Here is a 24,672-nt window from a genome sequence, read left to right as displayed (position 1 = left end):
GCTCCCGTACCCCGTGACCAGGAGCCCTGGCAGCCGGTTGGCGAACCGTGAAGAAGATCATCGCCATCACTGCCCTGGCCTTCACGGGCCTCGCGCTCGCCTCTCCGGCCCACGCCGACAACGACAGCAACTTCGGCAGCGGCGTCAACGCCGCCAACAACTGGAACTTCACCGCCGCCGACGTCTGCATCCAGGAGCTCGCGGTCGTACCCGCCCTGAGCGACTGGACAGGCAACCACAAGAACAACTGCTCCAACGGCAACGTCATCGATCACAGCACCGGCTGACCACTCGGTCCAGCAACCAGGGACTGCGGGGCCGATTCCTTTCGGAGTCGGCCCCGCAGCAGTCCGGAGATGGGCGGGCGCCAGGCGTTGCCCAGGCCCTCGGACGGAGGCAACTCACCACGGGCTCCCGAGAGAGACACGCCCTGGCAGATCGGGCCGGTCTCCACCACGGCGGTACCCTGCGGCACCACCGAAACCGGCAACCCAACGACAGACAGGCAGGAAGAAACCATGGACAAGCTGGCCAATGCCGAGGCCAAGGACCTGTTCGCGACGATCGACACCGACGGTGACGGGAAATCCGGCTGCGGGAACTGAGGGACTACGGCCAGACCCACGGCGCACCCTCCAGAACATGAAGCTCGCCGACTTCGTCCGGGGCGCCGACTCCGATGGCGACCGGAGGATCATGCCGGCCGAGTTCACGTCCTTCTTCGCCTGACGCCGCACGGCACCGGCCCGGGCCACTCTGGGAGCAGGCCCAGCCGCCCTCCCCTTGCCAGGAGCGGTCCTCGCTCTGCCGGGCAAGAAGAGCCGGTGTTCGACACCGCCGTTGCCCCAGGACTCGGTGTCGACGGCGCGACCACGGTCGTCGCGGAGAGGCGCGGAGGGGCGCTGTTCGAGAGCGGTGAGCGTTCGCGCAGCTCAGCGTCAGTGCGACGTACAGGGTGCAGTGCTGCAGTGCCGGCCTGCGGGCAGTCAGGATGGACGTCGCTGCGGTTCCACAGCCCTGAGCAGGCACTCGCGGTCGTCCACGCTGATCAGTCCGTTCGGAAGGGTTCCCTCCTCCAGCAACGCGTGCAGGTCGGACGCGTGTGCGGCGAAGGCCGCCCTGCACCACTCGCGTTCCGGGTGATCGCAGTCCTTCCCGAGCAGCAGCACCTGGCGTTCATCGTCGGCGTCGACGGGCAGAGACAGATCCGCGGCGAGGACCAAGAATTCTACCAGGTCGGACCGCACCGCGATGTCGGGGACAGCTGCCAGGCGGATCAGGAAGGGCAGGACGGCCGGCATCACGGCGCTCACGTGGAAGACGCTGTTCATCAGGACGTTCTCCAGTACGGGCAGAGCCGCGGGGCCGGCTACCTCATCCAGGAGACCGCGGAGCAGGACCGGGATCCCGGCAGGGCACCCGGGAATCCGTGACCAGTCGACATCCGTGCAGCCCAGCAGCGCGGGGTGGTCGCATGCAGCTCGCTCCATCTGCGGATACTCGCGGAGGAACCGCGCAACGGCAGCCTCTTTGACCGCCGCATCCATCACACACATCTCTCTGCCCTGCTCCCACGACTTCGCTCCGAACGGCGTCCGCGAAACTCTTCCCGGGGCGGGCACCGAACGCAAGTACCAGGCCAGTAGCCGCCACTTCCCGCCCTGGTGCAGTGGCGCCCCAGCCCAGCACTGGATTCCGGGACGGCCCTCAGCTAGCCGGAGCTTTCAGGCGGTGCTCATTGCGAGAGTGCGAATGACGCTCTTTCCTTCCAGTTCGTGCCGTCGTACGCGATGAGTTCAACCGACGAGACGTGCGAGGTGAACGGGAGCCCTCCGGCGAGATCGGCCTCGATCTTCTCAAGGACGGCATCTTTCTGGCCTTGAGCAATGGTCAGGTGCGGGACGATCTCGGTGAACCGTCCCCCGTACGGAGGGGCCTCGGGCCATCGATCAGCGATCGCCTGGGTGAGCTGCCGCAACTGGGCGTCGGGCTCGGGAACGAGATACGACACCCCCGGGAACCGTCCACACCTCTCGAACCGCAGGTCAAAGGCATGGTGACTTCCCATCACGTCCGCGAGAGCGGAGTGGACGCCCGAATCCGTTCGGCTCTCGTCGAGAAACGGGAAGAGCACGGTGACATGTGCTGGAACCCCGGCCTGGGCTGAGGGGTCCAACTGTTCACGCCACCGCCGGACAGCGGACTCCGCCTCGGGGATCCGGACGATGAGCCCGGTCTGGCCTGCCTGGTACGCAGTACCACCTTTGTCTGCCATGACATCGCATGGTGTCACTTCTGCCACACGCGGCACGGCTCTTTTTCGGCTGAACGCTCAGGACGGATCTACGGACACGTCGGCGAGGAGATCCACCGAGGAGGCGGCACTGCCGCCGATGGGCGCTGTCGGTAGAAGGGCTCCGGCTCAAAGGAGTTGAGCCAGAGCCGGTTGAAATGAACGAAGCCAACCGGGCGAAGTCCGAGATCGGCCACGTGCTTCTCGCCTCGGGGGCCGTCCTGGACGCGGTGCAGGCAGTCGAGGTGGTCGGTGACGAGTTTGAGGAGGACTGGCTCGTCGTGCTCGTAGCCGAGCGGTGCGCGTTCGGGTGGCAGGACACATCCGGGCGGCTCCTGCACATAGAACTCCGCCATCCACCGGCCTGCGCCAGCGTCTCGGGCCAGGCACCGGTCAGCGGGGGCGCATGCGGGATTCGGTGGCCAGCGGCTCGGCGAGGAATGGTTTGACCATGAAGGCGAGAGAGTAACCGAGCACTCCCGCGCCGACGATCACGACATCTGCCCCCGCCTGCCGCACGCTTCATGCACCCCCGCTCGCCTTCGGCCGACGCGACCCCCGGGTGCGGCCCGTCTGAGCCGGTCAGAACGCGAAGGCCGCTCCTCCGTTCAGGGTGACGCCCATGGCGCAAGCGTTGGCGAAGGTGTACTGCCAGGACGTGCGGGACCCCTCCCACACTCCGTCCACGGTGACGGTGACGGGGTCGAAGTGCTGCGGGCACATGCGGTCCGGCTCCGGCGAGGCCAGCAGCCCCGCGAAGGCGCCGTCCTCGGACGTGGCCTTGAGCTCGGCGCAGGCGGCCTCGGGGGCGGGGTGCGTTCCGCCGGCGGTCGGCGCACAGCTGAGCGTGACCGCCCGCAGGACGGTGGCCGAACTCGCGTCGGTGCCCTTGCCGATGCTCAGCACGACGGCGGAGGGCGCGTACAGACTTTCGGTCCGGGCTTCCGCGACACCGGCGGTGCCGGCGAGACACAGGAGAGCGGACGCGGAGACTGCGACGGAACGACGAAGCATGACGGAGACTCACTTTCGATTCGAAGAGTTGAGGTGGCATCTACCTTCGGATCACCACCTCCGTTTGCGCTTCGGAGTGTGTCTGACACACAGAGCGACCGCATCTTCGCGGTCATTATCCGGACACGTGCACCCACATGTCGGTGATCGAATGAATGTTCAGCAGGTCAGCCCTGGTTCCGGACGGCTCCGCCGCGGGCCCGAACCCGCTCGCTCCAGCCCCGCAGCAACCGCCGGCCTGCGCAAGGACGCGTCAGATTTACCGACCGGTCGTTCAGTACGACCGATTAACGACGCTCGCTTCGGCGGGAGTCCTCAAGCCCTTCCCTCACTCGTCGAAGCCGTGACACCGACCGTGCGCCTTCACGGCGACCACCCTGGGCTGCCAGGACAGCACCGCCCCTCGACTGGTTCACCGCCGCCCCGACACGCCTCCCCGACAGTGGATCCGTCGCCGCCACGATGAACGTGCTCGATCTGCTGGGCGTCAGACGGTCGGTTCTCCTACGGGAGACCTGGGAAGGGTTCATTCCGCAAGCCGGAGAAGGGATGATCAACCCATGCGAGGTGCCTTCGACGACGTCCCCCTGACCACGCTCTTCCCTGCCCTGTCGCCTGCCGGGGCGAACGCCTTGAACGAGGTGGCCCGCAGGGTCGACGCAGCTCGTGCCGGGAGGAGTACGGCGGACTGGGAGTGGTTCCCGGAACATGCCGCCTTCCCCGCCACGCAGCCGACGACGCCGATCATCCTCGGACTGGAGGTCATCGAGCACTCCGAAGGGGGCGAACGGCTGGAGTTCCTGCTTCAGCTGGTGTGGACAGACTTGGGTCGACTCGCGGTCGACGCGGCGGTGAACGTGGCCTGCTGGTGCGACGCCGATCACGCCACCCATGACGTCGACGCCCTCAGGCTCGTGGCCGACGAGGAAACCTCACTGCCAGAGGTCTTCCGCGCCGGCGCCGAACGTCTGACCGGATGGCTGGCCGATCCTCACGACGCAGACCACTGGCGTGCTCAAGCGGGACTACCAGCGCGGTGGTCCCGCTGAAGGTCCGGCACCGGGCACGTTCGTCTCTACCTGACCGGGTACGTCACATGCGTGCCGACACCCGAGGCGTGCGATCGCTTCATGCAGCGGGACCGCGGCCTGTGGCTCAGCCACGCCACCCCCGGTCCGAACCGATGCCCTCATCTCTGCGGATGACGATCCACTTCGACCCGGAGGCCATCCTCGGCAACAACCACGATGCCTTCCGGGGCCGTTGGGACGACCGGCTGTGGCTCAACGTCCCCGGCCTTTCTACGGCGGGAAGACTGACACCTGCTGGACGGGACGGCTTTCGGCACCCGCCCACGTCCTCTACGGAGGCGAGTACCTCAGCGAAGAAATACGTCTATCGCCGGCCCAGAACGCCGGCCGATGCGACCCTGCTGGTCGAGGCGCCTGGCGTTCGGGCTTCATCGGCGGCTAGGCCGTTTCGTTTGGATCACCGAGCGGACCAGAGGAAGATGCCCGCGATGTGGAGCCCGGCCAGGTAGACGGTCGCGGTCTTCTCGCAGCGGGTGGCGATGCCTCGCCACTGCTTCAAGCGATTGATGCAGCGTTCGACACTGTCGCGCTGCTTGTATGCCTCACGGTCGAAGGCTGGTGGCCTGCCGCCTCGGCTTCCACGCCGCAGGCGGTGACCGCGCTGATCGGCCGGAACGGGGATCACAGCACGGATCCCGCGCTTGCGCAGGTGCTCGCGGATCGCGCGGGAGGAGTACGCCTTGTCGGCCAGGACCACGTCCGGCCTGGTGCGGGGCCGTCCTCGCCGTCGAGGAACGCGAAGGCGGGCCATGACGTGTGTGAAGGCGGGTGCGTCGCCGGCCTGTCCGGCGGTGAGCACGAAGGCCAGCGGACGGCAGTGGGCATCGGAGGCGAGGTGGATCTTCGTGGTCAGCCCGCCGCGGGACCGGCCGATGGCGTGGTCTGCCGGTTCGCCCGCTGAAGCCCCTTTTTGCGGGCTCCGGCCGCGTGCTGGTGTGCGCGCACGATGGTGGAGTCCACCGAGACATCCCAGTTGAGGTCTTCGTCGGCGTCGGCCTGCGCGACCAGCGCGGTGAGCACCCGCTCCCAGGTGCCGTCGATGGCCCACATCCGCAGCCGGTTGTAGACACCTCGCCAGTTGCCGTACTTCTCGGGGAGATGGACCCACTGCGAGCCAGTCTGGAACTTCCAGGCGATCGCGTCGATCACCTCTCGATGATCCCTCCACCGAACAGTCCCCGAGCGCCTCGCGGCGCTCGACGTCCCAGTCCTGGTGATCTTCGGCGCAGCCGACCGCCGTTGGGATCCGTCTTCGGTACACCGCTACGACACGGCGCCGAACGCGCGCGTCGAGCAGCTACCCGACGTCGGACACCTCCCCATGCTCGAAGCACCGGAAGCGACCAGCGAATTGCTGCTGGCCTTCGCGGCCGCAGGCCGCTGACACCGATCGCTACCCTGGTGCCATGCGTGTCATGCATGCCATGTGCGCCACTGAGTCACCTGACTGGACAACAGTGGACGTCGCCGTCCCACGGAAGTCAGAGCGACTTCCCGGTATCAGAATGGCCGGGTTCGGTGCACGTGTCCCGGCGACGCCCGTGGACATCGCCATGGTCGCGCACCCATCAGTCACCCTGTTCGTCGATCTCAGCGAGGGGGACGGGCCCGTCTACGACGCCCGCGGCCACCGCGAACGCGGCAGCGTGGTCGTCGGACTGCTCCCGGGAGACCTTCGGGTCAGCGGACCGACGGCCGAGGCATACCAGTACCTCCAGATTCGGTTGTCGCCGGTCGTGGCAGCCGCAGTGCTCGGCGCATCGACCGAGCTCGTCGGGGCGGTGGTACCTCTGGCAGACGTCTGGGGTCGCGACGCCGGGCGCACCGAGGACAGACTGCGCGCCGCCTCGTCGTGGGACGAGCGGTTCACGATCGTGGCGGATGTCCTCGGCCGACGGCTGGATGCCCGCCCACCGCTCGATCCGGAGGTCGCTGCCGCCTGGTGGCGGATACGCGCCGGCCGGGGACAGGTGCGGGTCGACGGTCTGGCGGACGAGGTGGGATGGAGCCGTCAGCGCCTCTGGTCCCGCTTCCGGTCCCAGGTCGGCCTCACCCCCAAGCGGGCCGCGCAGCTGGTGCGCTTCGACCACGCCGCTCACCTTCTCGCGGCCGGTGGCGCCGCTGCCCGGGTAGCGGCCGCAAGTGGCTACGCCGATCAGTCCCACCTTCACCGCGAGGTCAAGGCGTTCACCGGGGTGACACCGATCGCCCTAGCCGCTGCGCCGTGGCTCGCGATCGACGATGTCGCATGGCCGACTTCGTTCGCCGACCCGCCGCCGTCATCGTGTGCGCTCCGTCAGGTCCCTTCGAAGTGAGTACACGTGCCACGACTCCGAGCGGGTCGCTGACCACCGGCTTCTTGGCCCGCTGGGAGAACGCGGCACGGGGGTGATCTACCTGGCCCGGTCGTTGTCCTGCTCACCCAAGGGCAGGGTGATCGGCACGCGGCCCTCCGCACCGCTCCCCCGCGGAACCTGTCCGCCGGCCCTGCTGGTCCCCCGTGCCACCCTGAACGGGCCCGGTGGCACCCGCCTCTTTCAGTAGAGGTCGATCGTGAAGCGCCTCGTACCCGGAGCGATCGTGTCGGCGTGCACCGAACCACGAGCCCGGTCGTATTCCCCAGTGCCGCCGGTGATCCCGTTGTCGAACGACGGGGGCGGGCCCGGGTTGAGAATGCCGAAGAGCATCCCCTGCACCGAGATCTGGCCGCCCGGGAGGGTGTAGGTCACCACGCACACCTCCGCTCCGCCGTTGTCGACCCGGGTGGTGGAGCAGGTGCCGCCGGTTTCACCGACCTCCTTGCCGTTCTGGTCGAAGAGGATCGAGCGGAAGACGGTCCGATCGCCCTGGGCGGGGCTGCCGCCGGGGTTGACGGGGAAGCGCGTCTGTTCCGCGAGCCGACCGGTGAGTGTGATGACCTTGTGCTTGCCCTTGGCGTCGGCCGAGTCGGTCGCGGCAGCGGCCGCGAGAGGGGCGCAGGCGAGAAGGGTGGCCAGCGCAGTGGCCGTTCCGAGACAGGCTGCTCTGATGGGGCGCATCAAATGGCTCCTGAGGCTGATACTCATGGATGGTCCGGTGATGCATCCATAACCTCAGCTCTGCAGCGCCCAGCGCGACCACCGGAAGATCCGACCGATCGGACGAGCCCGCGGCGGATGGCCTCACGGACCGGCCGACTACCAGGCGAGGGCCGTGTCAAGGCCAGTGATCACACCTTACGATCACGTCAATGTCGACCACACCATCCACCCCTGTCCTGCGCGGCGGCGGCGCCGTTCTCCGTCACGAGGACGACGCACTGACGCTGCGCCGCAGGGACGAAGAGCTACGCATCCCCCTGCAGGCCGTCCGCGACGTCATACCGGACCGCCGTGCGGTAACTGTCGAACTGCGGGTCCCGGCCGGCGGCACGCCCGCCACGTACCGGATCGATGGCGTCAGCGAGGCCGCGGCAGACCTGTTCGCCGTGGCGGTGGGCACGGCCCTGGCCGCGTTGCCGGAGCCGGACCCGTCCTTCGACGGCGCGTCGCTCGTGACGACCCGCTCGTTGCGCACTCCGTCCCTCAGCACCGGCGCGAAGGCGCAACACATCGCCTCGCTCGTGATCGCTCTCGGGCCCGGTGTCGTCACCCTCATCCTGACCTGCGTGCTGGTCGTCACGAAGGGAGAGGCGGGCATGCTCCTCCTCGCGGTCCCGATGGGACTCGTGACCGTGTTCTTCAACGTCGCGAGTACCGCCGCGACGTACGGGACCTTCCAGATGTGGCTGTTCCCCCGGCACGCCATCACGGTGATGGCCGTGCGCACCAGTCCGTACAGCGGCAAGTCGGAGAAGTACGAGTACACGGGCCCGAGCGGCCAGACCCACAGCTGCTACCGGAGCAACTACGCCAGCCAGATCGAGATCAGCTACCACCCGGACAGCCCCGGCGATCCCGCCGTTGTCCATACCCCCTTGACACGTGTGGCAGCCACCATCGGGACCTTGCTGCTGTGGGCCGTCACGGCGGGCCTCATCTTCGTGGCGATGATGGCCGCCACCGAGTGACCACCACGCGCCGAGTGCAGGACGTCGTGACCGCACGCAGAGCACTTCGATGCTCCCACCGCAAGGAACTCGGGCCCGTACTCTGACCGGGCATCCGCTGCTCATGCGCGGCGGCCGGACCGCGCAACGCCTTTGACGTGTCCGACCGGCCACAGGCCGGTGCCCTGTCTTCCGCTGTGGACGTGGTGGGAGACGGGCAGCAGAAACGGGAGGGGCAGCGGTGGTGGCCCCAGGACCCGGTGTCGACGGTGCGGCAGCGGTCGTCGCGGAGGTCGCGCGGAAAGCCAGTCGGCATGCCGATCGCGCGTCCGATCCCGTTCTCCGTGCGTAGTGAGGAAGACATCGGCGCCGCCGTCGTAGGGGTGATGGATGCGCCGCATCTGGGTGTCGGTGACCAGCACTCCCGCCACCTTGTTGTCCGCGATCTCACGGAGCAGCTCGTCGAGGCAGCCACTTCGCCAGGGCCGGCGGACGGCGAAGAGGTGACAGTAGGTACGAAACCCCGGGTCAGGATCGTCCTCGACCAGCAAGCTCTGCCAATAGCCCACATCGGGCTGGAGTGGCGGAACCTCGGCGTCGGTCGCCCACACCGGGGTGACCACGTAGACGTCCTCGCCGGCGAACAACTCATCGAGGACGGTGTTGTACCGCTCCAGTACGACGGCGTATTCGCTCTCGTCCTCTGCGTATCGCTTCGACTCCGGCAGGCTGTGGAAACGCACCCAGATCCCGGTACGGGTCGCGGAGCTTGTACCCGACCGACCGTTGCTTCAGGGCTATCGTCTACCAGATCGAATCCGTACACCCAGGGGGATTGTGTTGAGGCGACGGGTTCTCATGAGCACTGCAGCCATGTTGCTGGTGGTGGCTGGATGTACGTCGGGGACGGAGCAGCCGGGGCAGCCATCGAAGCCGTCGGCGGTGAAGCCCTCGGCCGCGACACGGCCGACAGTCACGCCGGCGCCATACGACAAGTCGCCGGCGCGGCCGCTGGGCAAGGCCGCGGCCACCGGCCGCGACGAGGCGTTCCTCCGTAAGGCTTTTGATTCCGGGGTGCCGACCGGGTACGAGGTTCCGCCGGTCGACGAGGTCGCCGTCATCCATCGGCTGAGTGCCGAGACTGGTGAGCTGGCGTGGATGCCCGACGGGCACACCTTCTGCTACGGCATGGTCCGGGGAGACTACAGATCGTTCAAATGCGGTCGGCTGCCCGAAGAGGCGCCCGCGCCCGGACTGCTTCTCACGCACCCGGGTGACTCTGACGGGGTGACGAGCGAGGACAATCTCGAACAGCTCCGGCGTGTGGTCTTCGTGATGGCCGAGGGCGGTCCGAAGCGTTTCGACCACGTCAAACCCCGTAAGCAGCTGGGAGTGGTTCACCAGGCGGTGGCGAGGTTCCCCTCGGGCCGCATGGTCACCTTCCTGACGTTCGACTACCCCGGGCACGGATGGGAGCTCGACCCGGAGGCCCGGATCTGCAGGAGTGACCGGGCGATCTGCTTTCCGTCCCAGCCCGTGCCGGACTGATAGAGCGGTCGGTGTGTGCCGTCGCTCGCTCATCGGCGGCCGAGCCTGCAACGCGAACCAGCAGACCTCTACCGAGACGTCGCCCTCGCATCTCCGGGGCTCCTGCCCCGGGTCCGCCGGGGCAGCGGGCGAGGACCCGCTCCCTGGCACCTGCTCCAAGTCGGCCAGCGGCGCCGGCCGCCAGGACGCCCAGCCCTCGGCCCGACCGGCACGAGGGCTGGGCCGGTGAGGTGTTCGCCGGCTCTCCAGCAGGCGGTCTGTCAGTAGGGCGGCTCCGACCACACCGCCAAACGCCAGGGCAGGCACGCCCGGTCGATCTTGAAGTTCCATGAGCGCGCGTCGGCCCCGCGGCCACGGCGATCCAGCATCGCTCACCCAGCATGCGAACGAACGTGCGGTCGCGGCGACTTCGAACTCCTACGCAAGCGCGTCCTGATCTACCTTCGAGCTTGCCGTTCAGCCTTCGGCGTCCGGCGAAGGTGGTTCGCCATCGGCGGCGAGAGTGACTTGGGCGGTCCATGACCAAGGCTTCTGGGGCGGATCCCAACTCACTTCGACATCCCTGTTGTGGAAGTCGCGCGCGAGTTCCGTCACCATCAACGCCGCCGCAGCCCGCGCGTCTTGCGGGTCGGTGTTGATCGGCACGTCCAGGCGCCCGCACAGCATTCCGCCCTCCGTGGTGAGGACGCTGGTCCGCCAGCCCTCCGGCGTCGCCAACAGAACGATCCCCTTCGGAATGCCCCAGACGGGCCGCTCCACCTTCGCCTTCTTGCGTCTCACCATGCCGCCATCCAACCTCGTCGGGTTCATGGTGAGGAGTACGGGTGGAGGATCGCCCGCCACGACGCAGCTTGGTGGCCTGTCTTGTACGGCGAGCAGAAACCCTTCAACACGTATCGTGCGCCCCTGAGGGAGGCACGGCGGATCCGAGGGATCTGACGGGCTCCAAAAGTCACTTGCTCTCTAGATCATTCCGGCGAGTACACTCCGCCTACACATCCGGGGGGGGGTGTTCGCCCTACGTGCGCGCCGCGTCTCCGTGGCCGTGCCGAAGCGCCGCGGACGGACCCCCGTTCCGGTTCCGGTTCTTGTTCACGTTCCCCAGGGGGATCTTTGCGTTCTGCGTTCTCTGGGCGTGCCAGCCACGTCGCCACCTGCACCGCGCTCGTCCTGTCCGTCGGCATGCTGTGGGCCTCGCCCGCCGTTGCCGGGTCGGCTCCTCGGCCCGTCCTGGAGCTGCCGCTGACCGATACGCCGATGGTGCCGACGCTCGACGTGTCGGCGCTGGACGGTATGGCCCGTACCGCTGAGGCGACGGCCGGCTCGAAGCCCCGTTTCGACGTGACCGGTGACGGCAAGACCGACCTGATCCACCGCACGCGGAACGGCTTCACCTTCGTCGCGCCGTCTTCGGGCGGGGAGCACGTCGAGTTCACCACTGCCGGCTCGTTCCTCGACCTCGACCTCGTCCCGCTCGGCGACCAGAACGGCACGGGCAAGCCAGAGGTGCTGTCGCTCTCGGCGAACGGCGCGCTGCGACTGTACTCGGATGCCTCCACGACCACCGGCACGCTCAGGTGGACGGGCTACGGCTGGAACATCTACAACAAGGTGTTCTCGCCCGGTGACGTCGACGGCGACGGCAGGGCCGACGTCATGGCCCGCCAGTACAACGGTGACCTGTACTTCTACCGTTCGACCGGTACGGTGACGGCCCCCTTCGCCGGCCGTGCGAAGGTGGGCCCGGGCTGGGGCGCGTACGACCAGCTCGTGGGTCTCGGCGACAACGACGGCGACGGCAAGGGCGACCTGCTCGCCCGCACGCCTTCCGGCCAGGTGTACTTCTACGGCAGCACCGGCGACAAGTCGGCGCCGTTCAAGCCGCGCAAGGCGCTCGCCACCGGTTGGCAGGTCTACAACCAGGTCATCGCCGTCGACGACCGCAACCTCGACGGTCATGCCGATGTGTTCGCACGTGACCTGAACGGCACCCTGTGGGCCTACTACGGCCGCGGCAACGGGACGTTCACGTCGCGGGCGCAGACCGGCAGCGCCTGGAACCGGGTGGAGCAGTTCGGTGGGGCGGGCAATATCCCGTCCGTCGGCAAGACCCTGTTCATCGCCCGCGACAAGGCCGGAACCCTCTTCTGGCACCGCGGCCTGAACAACGGCAAGCTCGCCGCCCGCGAGCAGGTGAGCGACACCGGTGGCTACGCGGGCGCGAACCTCTCGCTCGTCCATTCGCTGGACGGTGGCACGCTCCCCGACCTCCTGCAGGTCTACGAGGGCCGGCTGTGGAACAACGACAAGGACCTCGGCGGCGGCTGGCAGATCTACAACCGGCTCGTCGGCCCCGGTGACCTGACCGGCGACGGCAAGTCGGACCTCCTTGCCCGTGACACGTCCGGTGTCCTGTACCTGTACCGCGGCAACGGCGCCGGCACGGGCTTCGCCTCCCGCATCCGGGTCGGTGACGGCTGGAGCGCGTACAACCAGATCCTCGGCGCGGGTGACTACACCGGCGACGGCCGTGCGGACGTTCTGGCCCGTGACGGCTCCGGCAACCTGTTCCTGTACAGGGGCACGGGCTCCGCGACGGCACCGTTCGCGGGCCGGCTGAACATCGGCGGCGGCTGGGGCTCGTACACCGAACTGGTGGCGCCGGGCGACCTCAGCGGCGACGGCCGGGCCGACCTGCTCGCGGTGAACGCGGCAGGCGATCTGTACCGGTACCTGGGCACCGGCACCGGCTCCGCGATCAGCTCGCGGGTGAAGATCGGCTACGGCTACCAGACGTACGGCGACCTGTACTAGGAGGCCGACGGGCGCCCCGCACCTGAGTTCCGGTGCGGGGCGCCCGTGTGTTCATGTGCTCGCCGGCCGCGTGCCGGGCGGCGCAGCTCCACCGTCCCGGGCTGCGACCCGTACGTTGCAGCCGGCCCAGGATCGGCACCGCGTGCAGGGCCTCGACCGAGCGGGCGAGGTGGAGGACCGCGCGCACGTTCACGAGGGGGCTTCGTCTTCTGTGGGCTCTTCGAAGTGGACGGTGCCGTCTTCGTCGAGGCGGGGGTGGAGGGCCTGGGGGGCGTGGGTGTTGATGTCGGAGGGGCGCGGGCCTTCCGGTCCGTCGGGGCCCCAGCGCAGCAGGCGGCGGGCGCGGCCGATCCGGGAGACGGTGCCGTGGACCTCGACCTGGTCGAGCCGGCCGGCTCGGAGCCGGTCCGCGGCCTCGGCGAACGCCGCCAGCTCACCGACCGCGGGACTGGTGTTCTCGGCGACAACTGTGTGGGCGTCGACGTCTGCCTCGGCCTCGTAGGGGATCAGGCCGCGCTTGCGCGGTTCCCACCAGGTCAGGGCGAAGGCGAGGGTTCGGCGTGCGTCGTGAGGGGTGGCTTGCAGGCCGCTGCCCGGTGTCCAGGGCTCGTCGCCGGACTTCTCGACGATCAGGAATGCCGCCGGCATGAGCACCACGTCGGGGTGACTGTCCACGGCCCGTTCGGAATCGTGCAGTACGGGGGTGGGGAACCTGGTCCCGGTGTAGGCCAGCGAGCGCAAGGACAGGCGTTCCGCCGCCTGGAGTGGGGAGTGGGGTGCGTCCGGGTCCAGGACGAGGTTGTCGTCGACCCGCGGACTGCGGGCACCGGCACCGGGGCTCCAGTCGGGGGTGGGAGGTTCGGGGTCGGTGGGCCGTGGCGTTTCGATATCGCCGTGCGCGTCGATGGCCGCGTACTCCTCGGCCCGCACCACGCGGTAGCGGGTGTCGAGCACGGTGAGCTCGTCGGCGTACTCGTTCTCCAGTCGGGCGACCGCCGCCAGCAGAGCACGCCGTTCCTGCCTGCTCTTCGCCTCGTCCTTCGCCCGGAACCACAGCAGGGAGTTGAGCCCGTCGCGGGCCTGCTGCGGGCAGCCGTGCGTGACCTCGACGACCACCCGCCACCGCCGCCCGTCATCCTTGCCCTGCGAGGCCACGCCGAACAGCGGGCCCCGGACCGCCAGGGCGCTGTTGCGCGCCGCCGCGTCAAGGGCATCGGCCTCCATGACGGCCTCTACCGGCTCCACCGGAACCCTCACCACCACCGGCCACCCCGCCGGCCCCACACCCTCTTCGCTCATGCCACCATCGTGGCGGCACGCGTGCGCCCGCATCAGGGTTTCACCGGATCGTCCACCGACATCAGCGACGTCCCCACGACGGCGGTCTCATCCTCAGGCGGATTCCCGGCGCCGCGCCGTCGCCTTCACGGCGCGGCCCTCATCACCCCCGCCTTCTCGGCACGGTCCTCATCAGAGGCGTCTGCGTCGGTTCCGGCAATCCGTGGACGGTCGCCTCGATGGTCTCGGGCGTCGACGACCGACTTCTCCAGCGCGGCCGTCGGATCGACGACTCCCCCGCCGGGCACCACCTCAACCTCTCCGTGCTTCGGCTCCCGTTGCGCTGATCGATGCGGCCCAATTCGGCCTAATGCGATCCAATGCGGCCTGGTGCGGCACGGTGTCCCGCTTGCAGAAGGTGGTCTCGATGGCCATCCTCGAAGGCTGCGATGCGCCGGCCCCCGCCCTACGCTCCCGATCACGAGATCGACCGCCGAGCGAGCATCGTCGAGAACCACGGGGAGCAACGTGCCGCCTTTCGTCTACCGGATCACCAAGTACGACCCTGCCGACCGCGACGAGCACGGCAGCTACATCGGCGCTGAGGACTCGATCAGCGACCGCGGACCGGTCGAGGCTGCATATCTGCAAGCAATCGCCGCCTTCGCCGAGGACACCGGCATCGACCGCCTGGCCGTTCGCGAGCCGGGGATCTCCGGCTTTGCCCACTTCGGACTGGAGCCGACGGTCGAAGGCCACGGTCTTGCCGGGCACTTCCCGCCCGATCTCAGCGGGTTCCACGACGGTGCCGAAGTGTCCCTCTCCCTCGGCCTGGAGCTGGTCAGGGTCATGCTCCGCGGCAACGGCGCCTGGTGCCGTCTGGAGGTGGAGGGCACGTTCGTTGTGGAGGTCGATGGGGACCAGTACGTCTACGTCCGCAGCGACAAGCCCTGCGAGCGCGCCGTTTCCCACGTCCGGGCTCTCGGTCTCTTCCCGGAGCGGCTGGACGCCTCGCCCTACGACACGGACTTCGACGAGCCCGGCGTGCAACGTCCCGCCGACGAGGACTTCTGGGCCCGTCTGCGCTGGTCCATCGCCATGCGGCACGCAGCGATTCTGGAGGAGGAGTACCTTCACCATGCCTCCCGCTGGCATCGCCTCACCGAAGACACCCTCGATGCGGTGCGCGCCCGGCTCACCCCTCGTGCCCGGCTGACCGTCTGGCCGGATCTTTCCACCGATGTCGACGCGGTCCTCGCCTCGCTTCCCGACGAAGGTCCGGTGGAGTTCGTATGGGAGGACGAGAACGGGGTCGTCTCCAGCACGCCGGCCGACGAGTCCGAGTACGGGGACCTCGCCGCCCACGTCGCGGGCGCCCGTGCCGCCATGGCCCTGTCCTTGGTTCTCGACGAACGCCACCCGCTGTTCACCGCGGTCCTGCCCGACAGCGACGGCGTCCTGCGCGCGCGGTGGAGGACCGAGCCGACACCGAGCGACCGGAACTGGGCCTTCCTCAAGACCCTTCGCCGTGGGCAGATCTGCACCGGCACGGTCACGGAGATCGCCGGCTTCGGTGTGACGTTCGTGGACATCGGCGGCTTCACCGCGATGATCAACATTCCCGAGCTGTCCTGGCGGCCTTTCGATCACCCCTCCGACGTCGTCGCCGTCGGCCAGGAGATCTCGGCCGAGATCCTCGACGTCGACCTGGTACGCGAGCGTGTGCCGCTGTCCCTGAAGGCATTGCAAGAGGATCCGATGCCGCAGTTCATCGAGCAGGTCGGCCACATCACGAAGGGCGTCGTGACCAAACTCGTACCGTTCGGTGTCTTCGTCCGTATCGAGGACAGAGAGAACGGCCTCGAAGGTTTCGTGCACCTCACCGAGTTGGCCGAGGAAGGACACGTGGAACGGCCCGAGGAAGTTGTTCAGGTCGGGGACAGCCTCGCCGTGAAGATTCTGGAGGTCGACCCTCCACGGCGTCGGATCACCCTCTCCCACCTGCGTACGCGCACAGGAGAACGCTGACCAGCGCGGCCTGTCAGGTCGCAAGAGGCTCTCGGACAGCCATATGTCGGGCGGCCCCATGGGCACAACGGCGCTGTACGACCGGCTTTCGTGGCGCATCATCACGGGATGACGCTCGGCAGCGGGAACGCCCTCGACGTCGACCTCATCGCCCGCCTCCGGACCGCTGTCGCTGCCCCCCTCTTCCTGCACGGCTCCTGCGCAGCCATGCCCTCGGTCAGCTGATAACCGCTCAGGGAAGCGGGGTGCAATGCGCGTTGTTGCGGCGGCTCGTCGCAGTAGCGGACGAGGGATGTCCGGTAGGCGGCGTGCGAGGCGGTGCAGCGGATGCGCCCGGACCCCGGAGGAATGCCTTCTCTTCCTCTCGCTCTCGGCCACCGAGGAGATGAGCCTGCGCCGCCGGTCCGCCCGGAGGGGAGGCGAGGGGCGCATATCGGACATTGACGATGCCTTCACTTCCGCCCACCGCGCATATCCACGGATCAGGCAGTGCCGATGCGCTGCGACATCGAGCGTGCGTGCATTTTCAATTCCGCCCACCAATTGCCCGTCAATTACCCATCAGAAACTACCAACCAAAAACTTTGATGTCTAGACCAATGAGATAATTCAAGGCCCTTTCGTAACGCGACACACCCCCAGGCGTACACGTTGTCGCAGGTCAGAGGCAATTCGGAGCTTTTGATTCCGGTTTGTTCAACTGTCGACACACACCCATCTCGTCTCACTCTCTGGGCATCGATCAAATTCCTGTTGCACGCGTACAGGCCTCGTGTAATCTTCCGATCATACAGATCAAGGAATACTGACTCTTTTCGCCTCCAATATCACTGCAGGTCAGAAAATAGAGGAGAAGACCCATGGGTGGCCGCTTCGACATGGGAGCACCAGGCCTCGCAAACGACATGAAGGGAATAGCGGTCGAATCCGTTCCCATCGCGTCCCTGATCACCAGAGAATCTCCTAGAATTCAGGCGGAATTACCTGAGCACGTCCGGTTGCTCGCAGAATCGGACAAGCCCTTTCCGCCGATCGTGGTGCACCGCCCCACCCTGCAGGTGGTCGACGGAATGCACCGGGTCCGCGCCTCGCTGCTCCGCGGCGCGGAACGCATCGACGCACGGTTCGTCGACGGCGACGAGCGGGACCTCTTCCTGCTGGCCGTGCGTCTCAACATCACCCACGGACTCCCCCTCTCGCGCGCCGACCGCCGGGCGGCGGCCGCCCGGATCCTGCGGTCCCATCCCCAGTGGTCCGACCGGGCCATCGCCGAGGCGACCGGCCTCGCCGCCAAGTCGATCAGTGCCATCCGCCGGGACAGCGTCGCCGCCGACACCACGCTGAACGTACGGATCGGGCGAGACGGCAAGCGCCGCCCCCTGAGCAGTATCGAAGGACGCAAGTCCGCCAGTGAGCTCATCAAAGCCCGGCCCGGCACCCCGCTGCGCCAGATCGCCAAGGAAGCGGGCATCTCCCTGGGCACCGCCGCGGACGTACGGTCCCGGGTGCTGCGCGGCGAGGACCCGGTGCCCCAGGGCAGGACGCGCGTGTCCCGGGCGTCGGCCGCCCGCCGGCCCGTCACCACGGTCACCACGGAGCTGCCGGCCCCAGCTGCGGCGACCCGCTCCGTCGAATCTCCCGCCCAGCGCGACGTGGCCACCATGATGCGGATCCTGCTCTCCGACCCGTCCCTGCGCTTCAACGAGGGCGGCCGCAGCCTGCTGCGGTGGCTGTCCGGACACGTGCTCGAGTCCCGGGAGGCCCAGACCGTCGCCGACGAGGCGCCGAGCCACTGTGTCGGCACCATCGCCGACCTGGCGCGCAAATGCGGCGAGTCCTGGCTGGAGCTCGCCGAGCAGCTGGACCGACGGCAACGGATGACGGGCTGAGCCGGACTCACCCACGGGGCCTCGTCCGTACGACGGCCCTTCCGGCGCGGCCGCGTCCGCACCGCGGACGGCCGCGCCCCACAGCAACCGAGGGAAACGCGATGGATCACCTGACCGGACTGGTCAACTCCTGCCTGCTGCCCGCCTATGGCGGAGCGGCACCACCCGACTGGCTGAAGCGGGCGCTGGACGACTCGCTCGCCGGCATCGTGCTGTACGGAGCCAACCTGGGGCTCCTGGACGGGCGGATACGCGAGGACGTGACCGCCCCACTACGGGCGCTGCGCCCGGACCTCGTCATCGCGCTGGACGAGGAAGGCGGCGACATCACCCGGGCCGAGTACCACCGGGGCAGCAACTACCCCGGCAACCTCGCCCTCGGGGTCGTGGACGACACGGCGCTCACCGCGGAGGTCGCCTCCGCCATCGCGGCGGACCTCAGGGACCTGGGCGTCACCGTGAACCTCGCGCCGTCGGCGGACGTCTGCCCCGGCTTCCACCTGCCCGTCTTCGGCACCCGGTCGTTCGGCCCGGACCCCGAGCGGGTGGCCGCGCACACCCGGGCGTTCGTCGAGGCGACCCAGCGGCACCGGGTGGCCGCCACGGCCAAGCACTTTCCCGGGCTCGGGGCCACCCGGGTCGACTCGCACTATGCGCTCCCGGTCGTCGACGCGCCGGAGGAGGTGTTCCGCGCCCGCGACCTCACGCCTTTCGCGCACGCCGTCGAGGCCGGCGTCCAGGCGGTGATGACCGGCCATGTCGTGGTCGAGGCGATCGACTCCGTACCCGCCACGTTCAGCGAGCGGCTCCTGCGCGGTGTCCTGCGCGGCGAACTCGGCTTCGAGGGCGTGGTGATCAGCGACGCGCTCGACATGAAGGCCGCGCAAGCCGGGGTCGGCATCGGCGGCGCGGCCGTACGGGCCTGGCAAGCCAGCGTGGACCTGGTGATCACCGGCCCGCAGGACGGCGAGAAGGACTGCGCGGAAATCCTGGACAGCGCCCGCCGGGCCATCGCCGACGGCTCGCTGCCGCTCGCGCGGCTGGAGGAGGCCGCCGAGCGGGTCGCGCGCCTGCGCGCCTGGACGAGCACCACCGCCGAACCGGCCGCCGGCGGCGGTGCGGCCGGACTGGCCGCAGCCCGCCGGGCGGTCGAGCTGCGCGGGCCTCGCCCCACACCGTCGCCCTACTTCGTCGTGGAGCTGCGCCCGGAGCCGAGCATCTCCTGCGGAACCGTGCCGTGGGGGCTCACCGGGCCCCTCGCCCGGCTCGGCGGGCTCGCCGGGCAGCTCACCGCAGCACCCGGAACGCCCCCGGGCGAGCTGCGCGTACCGGACGGGGTGCCGGCGGCCGTCGTGGTGCGGGCCGAGGCGGCCGACGCCTGGCAGACGGCGGTGCTGGCAGCGCTGACGGCGGCCCGCCCGGACACGGTCGTGGTCGACATGGGCTTCCACGACCTGCCCGTACCCGCAGGGACGACGGTCCTGAAGACCTACGGCGCGGGGCTGGTCAACGCGCTGGCCGCGGCCGAGGTCCTCACGGGCCGACGGGCACCGGGGCCGCCGAGGGACACCTGGTGAGGTGAGGGTCCGGTCACGGCGGCGGCCCGGGGCGGCTCACGGGGTGAGCGCGACGGCTTCAGGCACGGACCGCCGCCACTCCTCGTGGCCGGCGCGGACCGTCCGCCACAGCCGGCCGCGCTCGCCGGCCCCGAACTCGTCCGGGTGGATGCCGAAGGTCGACCACAGCGCGTCGAACCAGTCGGTGGCGGTGTCGAGTTCGGTGCGCTCGTCGCCGGTCGCCGTGATCCGCGTCAGGACGCACCCGAGCAGCAGATCTGTGCCGTCGGCGTCCCTGCGCTGGACGCGGGCGAGCCGGACGAAGTCGGAGTCCGGCGCGGTCGACAGCCGGGCGTGCTCCTGGGCGAAGTCCGTGGCGCGGGCCGGTGCCAGGGAGATGTCCGCCCCGGCGAAGCCCCGTAGTGGCCGGTGGTCCAGGCGCCAGGCGCCGGCCTCGAAGGACGACGGGCTCAGCTCGTAGCCGAAAGGCCCCTGTTCGGCGCGCCCGGGGTGCAGCGGCAAGGGCTCGTGGAAGGCGAACCCCAGGCCGACGTCGACCAGTCGGCTTCCCTCGGGGCCGTCCGGCCCGGGCAGGCCGGCGACCGTCAGGGCCATGTGGTTGCCGTTGATGCCGGGTGGCATCGGCTCGTCCACTTTCTGGACGCCGACGCGATGCATCCGTACCTGATAGCCGAGCGCGGCGAGCAGCCACGCGAACGCACCGTTCAGATGAAAGCAGTAGCCGCCTCTGCTGCTGTTCGCCAGACGGTCGGAGGATTCCTCGGGATCGATTCCGGGTGCCCGTCCAAGCTGAAATTCGAGAGTCTCGTAGGGAATTCTCTCCACATGTGCTCCATGCAGCCGTCGTAGGTTTTCGACGGTGGGCGCCAGATCGCCGTCGAAACCCAGTCGGTCCAGGTATTTCCGCATTCTCACGTCCGTCATAACCTGCAAGTTAACAGGTGCATGCTCGGTTCAACAGAGACTTCCGTTCAACTGAGTCAATTCCGGGAACCGGCCTTCGGCAGTACTGTCGGGGCCAATTGGAGAAAACCTCACCCAGTCTCGGGAGGCTGAATTGACCACCTCGTCCATACGCTGTTTCACCACTGCCGAAGCGGCTTCCGCGAATGCGGCTTCGACCGTCGCGGACGCCATTGGGAAGGCCGTCTCCCGACGTGGCGAGTGCGTCCTCGCGCTCACCGGCGGGAACACACCGGTGGACACCTACCGGCTGCTCGCCGCCATGGACGTGCCCTGGGGCTCGGTCCAGGTCGTGCAGACCGACGACCGGGTGCTGCCGCACACGGAGACCGGCTCGAACTGGGGAATGATCTGCCGGACGCTGCTCGACCCGGCGTCGGTGCCCGAGGACCGGCGCCACCCCATGCCCGTACGTGCCGCCGACCCCGGGACAGCCGCGGCCGACTACGCCAAGCTGCTGCGGACGCTGACACCGGACGGCAGCGCGGACGTCGTCCTGCTCCAGCTGGGCCCCGACGGGCACCTGGCGTCGCTGTTCCACGACCGGTACGACCCGCAGGACGCGTCCGGCGCGCAGGTCACGACCACCGCCGACGGCGCCGTCCGCATGACGCAGACGCTCCGGTCGCTCAGCGGCGCGGAGACCCGCGTGGTGCTCGCGACCGGCGGGGCGAAGGCCGAGGCGGTCGAGAAGGTCCGGTCCGGTACGGCCGACACCTTCGCCACGCGCACCTTCCTCGGCTCCGACGGCCTGCTCCTGCTGGACGACGACGCCGCTGGCCAGGGCCGGTGACCGCTCGGCCGTTCTCCGTCTCCCGGGCACGGGCGAACGACCGGCCGGTCGTCGTCCTCGACCTCGGCGGCACGTGGTTCAGAGCCGGCGTGCTGACCGGCGGCGACACCGTCGAGGGGCTCCGCAGACAACCGGCCGTCACCACCCGGAGCACGCGGGGACCCGCGGCCGGCGTCCAGCGGCGGATGACCGACTGGATCGTGGACACCGTCGACGAGCTGCGCGCCGAGTGGCCGGCGCCGATCGACCTCTGCGCGGTCTCCCTGGGCGCCGCCATGGACGACCGCACCGGCCGGGTGCTGGGCGGCGCGCCCCTCTTCGGAGCCGAGGCCACCGACTGGCGCCCCACCGCCGAACTGTCCGCCCGCCGCCCGGAGGTGACCTGGGCGGTCCTGAACGACGTCTCCGCACTCGCGTTCGCCCTGCTGAAGGACGACGCCCTGGACCAGAGCCGAACGGCGGCCGCGCTCACCGTGAGCACCGGCATCGCCTACCGGACCATCGACCTCGCCACCGGCCACATCCCGAGGGACCGGCGGTACGGCCTCCAGGGCGAGGTGGGGCACCTGCCCTCCCGCATGGAGTGGGACGGCGCGCCGGTGGCCGCCGACTGCGACTGCGGGGCACCGGGTCACGTCAGCGCGTTCGCCTCGGGACGCGGGATCGAGGGCGTCCTGCGCCGGGTGCCCGCTTCCGACTGGGGCGGGGACCCGGACACGGTGGCGACGGCCGGGGCGCTCGCCGCGTTCGGTCGTGCGGTGACCGCGGGGCACGGCGGCGCCCTCCGGCTCCTCGACGCCGTGACCGCGCCACTGGCCGAGGTGCTCCTCGCCCAGGCCTGCCTCAACCCGCAGGTCGAGTACACGGTGCTGACCGGCGGAGTCGTGGACGGGCTCGGCGAGCCGTACCTGGCCGGCCTGCGGGGCAACCTCGACCGGCTGGGCCTGTACGGCATCTCGGAGCGGGACCCGGACTACTTCGCCCCGCGGATCCTCCGGGGGCGCTCGGACGGACTGTGCGCGCTGCGCGGCGCGGGAATCCACGCACGCGGACTTGTCGACGGGAGTGAACACACACCATGAGTGACAGGACTTGGACGGTCCACGCCAGTCTGGACGTCTCCTACCGCGTGGCGGAGACGGAGGACGTGCTGTCGCCGGAGAACGACGCGCTCGCCCGCGCCGCCCGGACGGCTCCGGGCGACCGTCGCCTGATCGTCGTCGACGAGACGGTCCTCGCGGAGCGGGCCGGGGAGATCGAAGGTTACTTCCGCGCCAGGGGGGTGACCCCGACGGTCCTCGCCCTTCCCGGCGGTGAGCGGACGAAGGCGCTGGTGTCGGTCGAGCGGATCGCCGAGGCGGCCGACTCCGTGGCCCTCTCCCGCCGCGACCCGATCGTGGCCATCGGAGGCGGGGTGCTGACCGACCTGGTGGGCCTCGCGGCCGGCCTCTACCGGCGCGGAACCCCGTACGTCCGGATACCCACCACGCTGATCGGACTGGTCGACGCGGCGATCGGCGTCAAGACCGCGGTCAACTTCCACGGGCACAAGAACCGCCTCGGCTCCTTCCACGCGGCTTCCGACACCCTGCTCGACCGGCGGTTCCTCCGCACCTTGAGCACCCGTCACATCACCAACGGCCTGGCCGAGATCGTCAAGATGGGGGTGATCGCCGACGCCGAGCTGTTCGACCTGCTGGACGCGCACGCCGAGCGGCTGGTGGACGGCAGGCTGGACGGCCCCGAGGGGCAGCGGGTGATACGGCTCGCGGTGGGCAGCATGCTGGCCGAGCTGGAACCGAACCTGTGGGAGCAGGACCTGCAGCGGGCGGTCGACTTCGGGCACACCTTCAGCCCGGCGCTGGAGATGGCGGCGCAGCCCGGGATGCTGCACGGCGAGGCGGTGTCGGTCGACATGGCGCTGTCCTGCGCGCTCGCCGTCGGCCGGGGTCTCCAGGGGGCGGACGAGGCGCTCCGGGTGCTGGCACTGCTGCGCCGCGTGGGGCTGCCGGTCCGGCACGAACTCTGCGAGGTGCCGTTCCTCCAGGACGCCCTCCAGGAGTCGACACGGCACCGGGGCGGGGAGCAGAACCTGCCGCTGCCCATCGGCATCGGGAAGTGCTCCTTCGCCGTCGGCGTGGCCGAGGCCGAACTGCGGCGAGCGAGCGCCCTGTTGCACCGGCTGCTCGACGAGGCGGGAGCGGCGGCATGAGCCAGGTCACCGACCTGTCGTGGGCCCGCACCGGAGACGGCGGTCTGCGTCTTCACCGGCAGCGGTTCGGCGCCCGGGGATCGCTGCGCGTCCTGCGGGCGGGGATCTGCGGCACGGACCTCCAGATCCAGCGCGGTGTCCGCCCCGACGGCGCCTCGGTGCTCGGCCACGAGGGGCTGGCCGAGCACTGCGCGACCGAGGGGCCCGTACGCGGGGTGTTCAACCCGGTGGACCCCGCCGACCAGGACCGGATCCTCGGTCACTCGTACGACGGCGTCTTCCGGCGGCGCTACCCGGAAGACCCCGGTGACCTGGTGCGGCGCGGCCTGGTCCGGGCCCGCCCGGACCTGGTCGCCGACCTCACGGTGCTCGCCGAGCCCCTGGGCGCCGTCCTCTACGGCTGGGATCTGCTGGGCGCCGACGGCCCGGCGCACACCGTGGGCGTGTGGGGCAGCGGTACGACGGCGGTCCTGGCCGCGCTGGTCGGCGAGATCCGAGGCGTGACCACGGTGCTGGTCCATTCCCGGCGGGAGCGGCTGGAGTATCTGCGGCGCCGTGAGGTGCTGGCGACCACCCGCCTCACCGGCGGGGCGCCCGGCGGCGTCACGGCCGCCTTCGTCTGCCTGCCGAGGGAGGCCGCGGGCGAGGCGTTCACGCAGGCCGCCGAAGCCGCCGAGGAGGACGCCCCCATCGACCTGTTCGGCGGCTTCGGCTCGGGAACGCGGCATGCCCTCACCGGCGATCTGGACCTCAACTCCGTACGCCGGTCCAACGTGTGCGGAGTGTCACGCTCCGACGGGGCGCGGCCGGTCACCCTGCCCTCGGGCAAGCGGGTCCGCCTGACCGGTCACCGCGGCACCTCCCCCAGCCATCTGCTGCGGGCGCAGGACCTGCTCGCCGCGTACCCGGAGCGCTTCGGTCGGGTGCTCAGCCACGTGCTCTCCCTGGAGGCGGCCGGCCCCGCGCTGCGGTCGATGGCGGCCGACCGGCCCGGCCTGCGGCTGACCGGCGAGCACCTGAAGGTGCTCATCGACCCCACCATGCCGGCGGGCACCACCCGGGCCCCCGATCTGCACACCACCGTGGCTGACATCCCCCACCACTGCTGACCCCCGCAAGAGCCCCCACGCACACACCGAAAGGAC

General features: G+C 69.6%; 23 protein-coding genes and 2 pseudogenes. 15 read left to right on the top strand and 10 right to left on the bottom strand.

What is annotated here, in order from left to right; all coding sequences use genetic code 11:
• Positions 1 to 47 precede the first annotated feature (47 nt).
• Both OG259_RS40700 and OG259_RS40695 read left to right on the top strand, forming a co-directional pair.
• Positions 48 to 287: a hypothetical protein gene (locus OG259_RS40700; RefSeq protein WP_328946864.1), complete on the top strand. Its 240-nt coding sequence runs from the start codon at positions 48 to 50 to the stop codon at positions 285 to 287.
• A 69-nt stretch (positions 288 to 356) separates the two neighbouring features.
• Positions 357 to 605, top strand: coding sequence for a hypothetical protein (locus OG259_RS40695; protein WP_328946863.1), 249 nt, complete (start codon positions 357 to 359; stop codon positions 603 to 605).
• Between the two features lie 381 nt (positions 606 to 986).
• On the opposite strand, the gene OG259_RS40690 is transcribed toward OG259_RS40695, so the two are convergent.
• The 4 genes from OG259_RS40690 to OG259_RS40675 all read right to left on the bottom strand — a co-directional run bounded on the left by OG259_RS40690 (position 987) and on the right by OG259_RS40675 (position 3,307).
• Positions 987 to 1,547: a hypothetical protein gene (locus OG259_RS40690; RefSeq protein ID WP_328946862.1), complete on the bottom strand. Its 561-nt coding sequence runs from the start codon at positions 1,545 to 1,547 to the stop codon at positions 987 to 989.
• Positions 1,548 to 1,735: 188 nt separating this feature from the next.
• The gene (locus OG259_RS40685) at positions 1,736 to 2,275 is read right to left on the bottom strand and encodes a 2'-5' RNA ligase family protein (RefSeq protein WP_328946861.1); all 540 of its coding nucleotides are present in this window, start codon (positions 2,273 to 2,275) and stop codon (positions 1,736 to 1,738) included.
• Positions 2,276 to 2,343: 68 nt separating this feature from the next.
• Positions 2,344 to 2,649, bottom strand: a complete 306-nt coding sequence (locus OG259_RS40680; protein WP_328946860.1) for a hypothetical protein — start codon at positions 2,647 to 2,649, stop codon at positions 2,344 to 2,346.
• Positions 2,650 to 2,875: 226 nt separating this feature from the next.
• The gene (locus tag OG259_RS40675) at positions 2,876 to 3,307 is read right to left on the bottom strand and encodes a subtilase-type protease inhibitor (protein WP_328946859.1); all 432 of its coding nucleotides are present in this window, start codon (positions 3,305 to 3,307) and stop codon (positions 2,876 to 2,878) included.
• Between the two features lie 560 nt (positions 3,308 to 3,867).
• On the opposite strand from OG259_RS40675, the gene OG259_RS40670 reads away from it, so the two are divergent.
• A complete protein-coding gene (locus OG259_RS40670) occupies positions 3,868 to 4,356 on the top strand; it encodes a hypothetical protein (protein ID WP_328946858.1) in 489 nt (162 codons plus the stop codon).
• A 439-nt stretch (positions 4,357 to 4,795) separates the two neighbouring features.
• On the opposite strand, the pseudogene OG259_RS40665 reads toward OG259_RS40670, so the two are convergent.
• Positions 4,796 to 5,616: pseudogene (locus tag OG259_RS40665) on the bottom strand (IS5 family transposase).
• Between OG259_RS40665 and OG259_RS40660 the strand changes: the two are divergent.
• A pseudogene (locus OG259_RS40660) lies at positions 5,567 to 5,782 on the top strand (alpha/beta fold hydrolase); the annotation flags it as partial. The pseudogenes OG259_RS40665 and OG259_RS40660 sit on opposite strands and share 50 nt — an antisense overlap.
• 40 nt (positions 5,783 to 5,822) lie before the next feature.
• The gene (locus OG259_RS40655) at positions 5,823 to 6,713 is read left to right on the top strand and encodes a helix-turn-helix domain-containing protein (RefSeq protein ID WP_328947326.1); all 891 of its coding nucleotides are present in this window, start codon (positions 5,823 to 5,825) and stop codon (positions 6,711 to 6,713) included.
• Positions 6,714 to 6,935: 222 nt separating this feature from the next.
• On the opposite strand, the gene OG259_RS40650 is transcribed toward OG259_RS40655, so the two are convergent.
• The gene (locus OG259_RS40650; protein ID WP_328946857.1) at positions 6,936 to 7,436 is read right to left on the bottom strand and encodes an allene oxide cyclase barrel-like domain-containing protein; all 501 of its coding nucleotides are present in this window, start codon (positions 7,434 to 7,436) and stop codon (positions 6,936 to 6,938) included.
• A 191-nt stretch (positions 7,437 to 7,627) separates the two neighbouring features.
• On the opposite strand from OG259_RS40650, the gene OG259_RS40645 reads away from it, so the two are divergent.
• The gene (locus tag OG259_RS40645) at positions 7,628 to 8,446 is read left to right on the top strand and encodes a hypothetical protein (RefSeq protein WP_328946856.1); all 819 of its coding nucleotides are present in this window, start codon (positions 7,628 to 7,630) and stop codon (positions 8,444 to 8,446) included.
• 101 nt (positions 8,447 to 8,547) lie between these two features.
• Here the strand turns inward: OG259_RS40645 and OG259_RS40640 are convergent, their stop codons facing one another.
• Positions 8,548 to 9,168, bottom strand: coding sequence for a DUF3885 domain-containing protein (locus OG259_RS40640; RefSeq protein WP_328946855.1), 621 nt, complete (start codon positions 9,166 to 9,168; stop codon positions 8,548 to 8,550).
• A 115-nt stretch (positions 9,169 to 9,283) separates the two neighbouring features.
• Between OG259_RS40640 and OG259_RS40635 the strand changes: the two genes are divergently transcribed.
• A complete protein-coding gene (locus tag OG259_RS40635) occupies positions 9,284 to 9,973 on the top strand; it encodes a hypothetical protein (RefSeq protein WP_328946854.1) in 690 nt (229 codons plus the stop codon).
• Between the two features lie 456 nt (positions 9,974 to 10,429).
• Here OG259_RS40635 and OG259_RS40630 read toward each other — a convergent pair whose 3' ends face one another.
• Positions 10,430 to 10,783, bottom strand: coding sequence for a hypothetical protein (locus tag OG259_RS40630; RefSeq protein WP_328946853.1), 354 nt, complete (start codon positions 10,781 to 10,783; stop codon positions 10,430 to 10,432).
• Positions 10,784 to 11,086: 303 nt separating this feature from the next.
• On the opposite strand from OG259_RS40630, the gene OG259_RS40625 reads away from it, so the two are divergent.
• Positions 11,087 to 12,787, top strand: coding sequence for an FG-GAP repeat domain-containing protein (locus OG259_RS40625; RefSeq protein WP_328946852.1), 1,701 nt, complete (start codon positions 11,087 to 11,089; stop codon positions 12,785 to 12,787).
• Positions 12,788 to 12,976: 189 nt separating this feature from the next.
• Here the strand turns inward: OG259_RS40625 and OG259_RS40620 are convergent, their stop codons facing one another.
• Positions 12,977 to 14,086: a DUF5954 family protein gene (locus OG259_RS40620; RefSeq protein WP_328946851.1), complete on the bottom strand. Its 1,110-nt coding sequence runs from the start codon at positions 14,084 to 14,086 to the stop codon at positions 12,977 to 12,979.
• 507 nt (positions 14,087 to 14,593) lie between these two features.
• On the opposite strand from OG259_RS40620, the gene OG259_RS40615 reads away from it, so the two are divergent.
• The 3 genes from OG259_RS40615 to OG259_RS40605 all read left to right on the top strand — a co-directional run bounded on the left by OG259_RS40615 (position 14,594) and on the right by OG259_RS40605 (position 19,559).
• Positions 14,594 to 16,093 carry a S1 RNA-binding domain-containing protein gene (locus OG259_RS40615; protein WP_328946850.1) on the top strand — a complete coding sequence of 500 codons (1,500 nt, stop codon included), beginning with the start codon at positions 14,594 to 14,596 and terminating at the stop codon, positions 16,091 to 16,093.
• Positions 16,094 to 17,091: 998 nt separating this feature from the next.
• Positions 17,092 to 17,982 carry a ParB/RepB/Spo0J family partition protein gene (locus OG259_RS40610; protein WP_443052099.1) on the top strand — a complete coding sequence of 297 codons (891 nt, stop codon included), beginning with the start codon at positions 17,092 to 17,094 and terminating at the stop codon, positions 17,980 to 17,982.
• A gap of 101 nt (positions 17,983 to 18,083) precedes the next feature.
• Positions 18,084 to 19,559: a glycoside hydrolase family 3 protein gene (locus OG259_RS40605; RefSeq protein WP_328946849.1), complete on the top strand. Its 1,476-nt coding sequence runs from the start codon at positions 18,084 to 18,086 to the stop codon at positions 19,557 to 19,559.
• A gap of 36 nt (positions 19,560 to 19,595) precedes the next feature.
• On the opposite strand, the gene OG259_RS40600 is transcribed toward OG259_RS40605, so the two are convergent.
• Entirely contained in the window at positions 19,596 to 20,468 is an 873-nt protein-coding gene (locus OG259_RS40600) for an arylamine N-acetyltransferase family protein (RefSeq protein ID WP_328947324.1), read from the bottom strand.
• Between the two features lie 148 nt (positions 20,469 to 20,616).
• Here OG259_RS40600 and pgl point away from each other — a divergent pair, with 148 nt between their 5' ends.
• From pgl to OG259_RS40580, 4 genes are read left to right on the top strand one after another with little or no spacing between them, the layout of a single operon-like run.
• The gene (gene pgl, locus OG259_RS40595; protein ID WP_328946848.1) at positions 20,617 to 21,315 is read left to right on the top strand and encodes a 6-phosphogluconolactonase; all 699 of its coding nucleotides are present in this window, start codon (positions 20,617 to 20,619) and stop codon (positions 21,313 to 21,315) included.
• The gene (locus OG259_RS40590; RefSeq protein ID WP_328946847.1) at positions 21,312 to 22,397 is read left to right on the top strand and encodes an ROK family protein; all 1,086 of its coding nucleotides are present in this window, start codon (positions 21,312 to 21,314) and stop codon (positions 22,395 to 22,397) included. The genes pgl and OG259_RS40590 overlap by 4 nt, the downstream gene beginning before the upstream one ends.
• Positions 22,394 to 23,527 carry a sedoheptulose 7-phosphate cyclase gene (locus OG259_RS40585; protein WP_328946846.1) on the top strand — a complete coding sequence of 378 codons (1,134 nt, stop codon included), beginning with the start codon at positions 22,394 to 22,396 and terminating at the stop codon, positions 23,525 to 23,527. The genes OG259_RS40590 and OG259_RS40585 overlap by 4 nt, the downstream gene beginning before the upstream one ends.
• Positions 23,524 to 24,636, top strand: a complete 1,113-nt coding sequence (locus OG259_RS40580; protein ID WP_328946845.1) for a dehydrogenase — start codon at positions 23,524 to 23,526, stop codon at positions 24,634 to 24,636. The genes OG259_RS40585 and OG259_RS40580 overlap by 4 nt, the downstream gene beginning before the upstream one ends.
• Positions 24,637 to 24,672 lie beyond the last annotated feature (36 nt).

Origin of the sequence: Streptomyces sp. NBC_00250 (assembly GCF_036192275.1) — a bacterium.
In the GTDB taxonomy this organism is placed as follows: Bacteria; Actinomycetota; Actinomycetes; order Streptomycetales; family Streptomycetaceae; genus Streptomyces.
The sequence above is the reverse complement of the archived record's forward strand: the minus strand, read 5'-3'. Positions and strand labels throughout refer to the sequence as shown.

Coding starts and splice junctions, on each gene's coding strand:
- OG259_RS40695 (WP_328946863.1), top strand. CDS start 357: ATGGGCGGGCGCCAGGCGTTGCCCAGGCCCTCGGACGGAGGCAACTCA.
- OG259_RS40690 (WP_328946862.1), bottom strand. CDS start 1,547: ATGGATGCGGCGGTCAAAGAGGCTGCCGTTGCGCGGTTCCTCCGCGAG.
- OG259_RS40685 (WP_328946861.1), bottom strand. CDS start 2,275: ATGGCAGACAAAGGTGGTACTGCGTACCAGGCAGGCCAGACCGGGCTC.
- OG259_RS40680 (WP_328946860.1), bottom strand. CDS start 2,649: ATGGCGGAGTTCTATGTGCAGGAGCCGCCCGGATGTGTCCTGCCACCC.
- OG259_RS40675 (WP_328946859.1), bottom strand. CDS start 3,307: ATGCTTCGTCGTTCCGTCGCAGTCTCCGCGTCCGCTCTCCTGTGTCTC.
- OG259_RS40670 (WP_328946858.1), top strand. CDS start 3,868: ATGCGAGGTGCCTTCGACGACGTCCCCCTGACCACGCTCTTCCCTGCC.
- OG259_RS40655 (WP_328947326.1), top strand. CDS start 5,823: ATGTGCGCCACTGAGTCACCTGACTGGACAACAGTGGACGTCGCCGTC.
- OG259_RS40650 (WP_328946857.1), bottom strand. CDS start 7,436: ATGCGCCCCATCAGAGCAGCCTGTCTCGGAACGGCCACTGCGCTGGCC.
- OG259_RS40645 (WP_328946856.1), top strand. CDS start 7,628: ATGTCGACCACACCATCCACCCCTGTCCTGCGCGGCGGCGGCGCCGTT.
- OG259_RS40635 (WP_328946854.1), top strand. CDS start 9,284: ATGAGCACTGCAGCCATGTTGCTGGTGGTGGCTGGATGTACGTCGGGG.
- OG259_RS40630 (WP_328946853.1), bottom strand. CDS start 10,783: ATGAACCCGACGAGGTTGGATGGCGGCATGGTGAGACGCAAGAAGGCG.
- OG259_RS40620 (WP_328946851.1), bottom strand. CDS start 14,086: ATGAGCGAAGAGGGTGTGGGGCCGGCGGGGTGGCCGGTGGTGGTGAGG.
- OG259_RS40605 (WP_328946849.1), top strand. CDS start 18,084: ATGGATCACCTGACCGGACTGGTCAACTCCTGCCTGCTGCCCGCCTAT.
- OG259_RS40600 (WP_328947324.1), bottom strand. CDS start 20,468: ATGCGGAAATACCTGGACCGACTGGGTTTCGACGGCGATCTGGCGCCC.
- OG259_RS40585 (WP_328946846.1), top strand. CDS start 22,394: ATGAGTGACAGGACTTGGACGGTCCACGCCAGTCTGGACGTCTCCTAC.
- OG259_RS40580 (WP_328946845.1), top strand. CDS start 23,524: ATGAGCCAGGTCACCGACCTGTCGTGGGCCCGCACCGGAGACGGCGGT.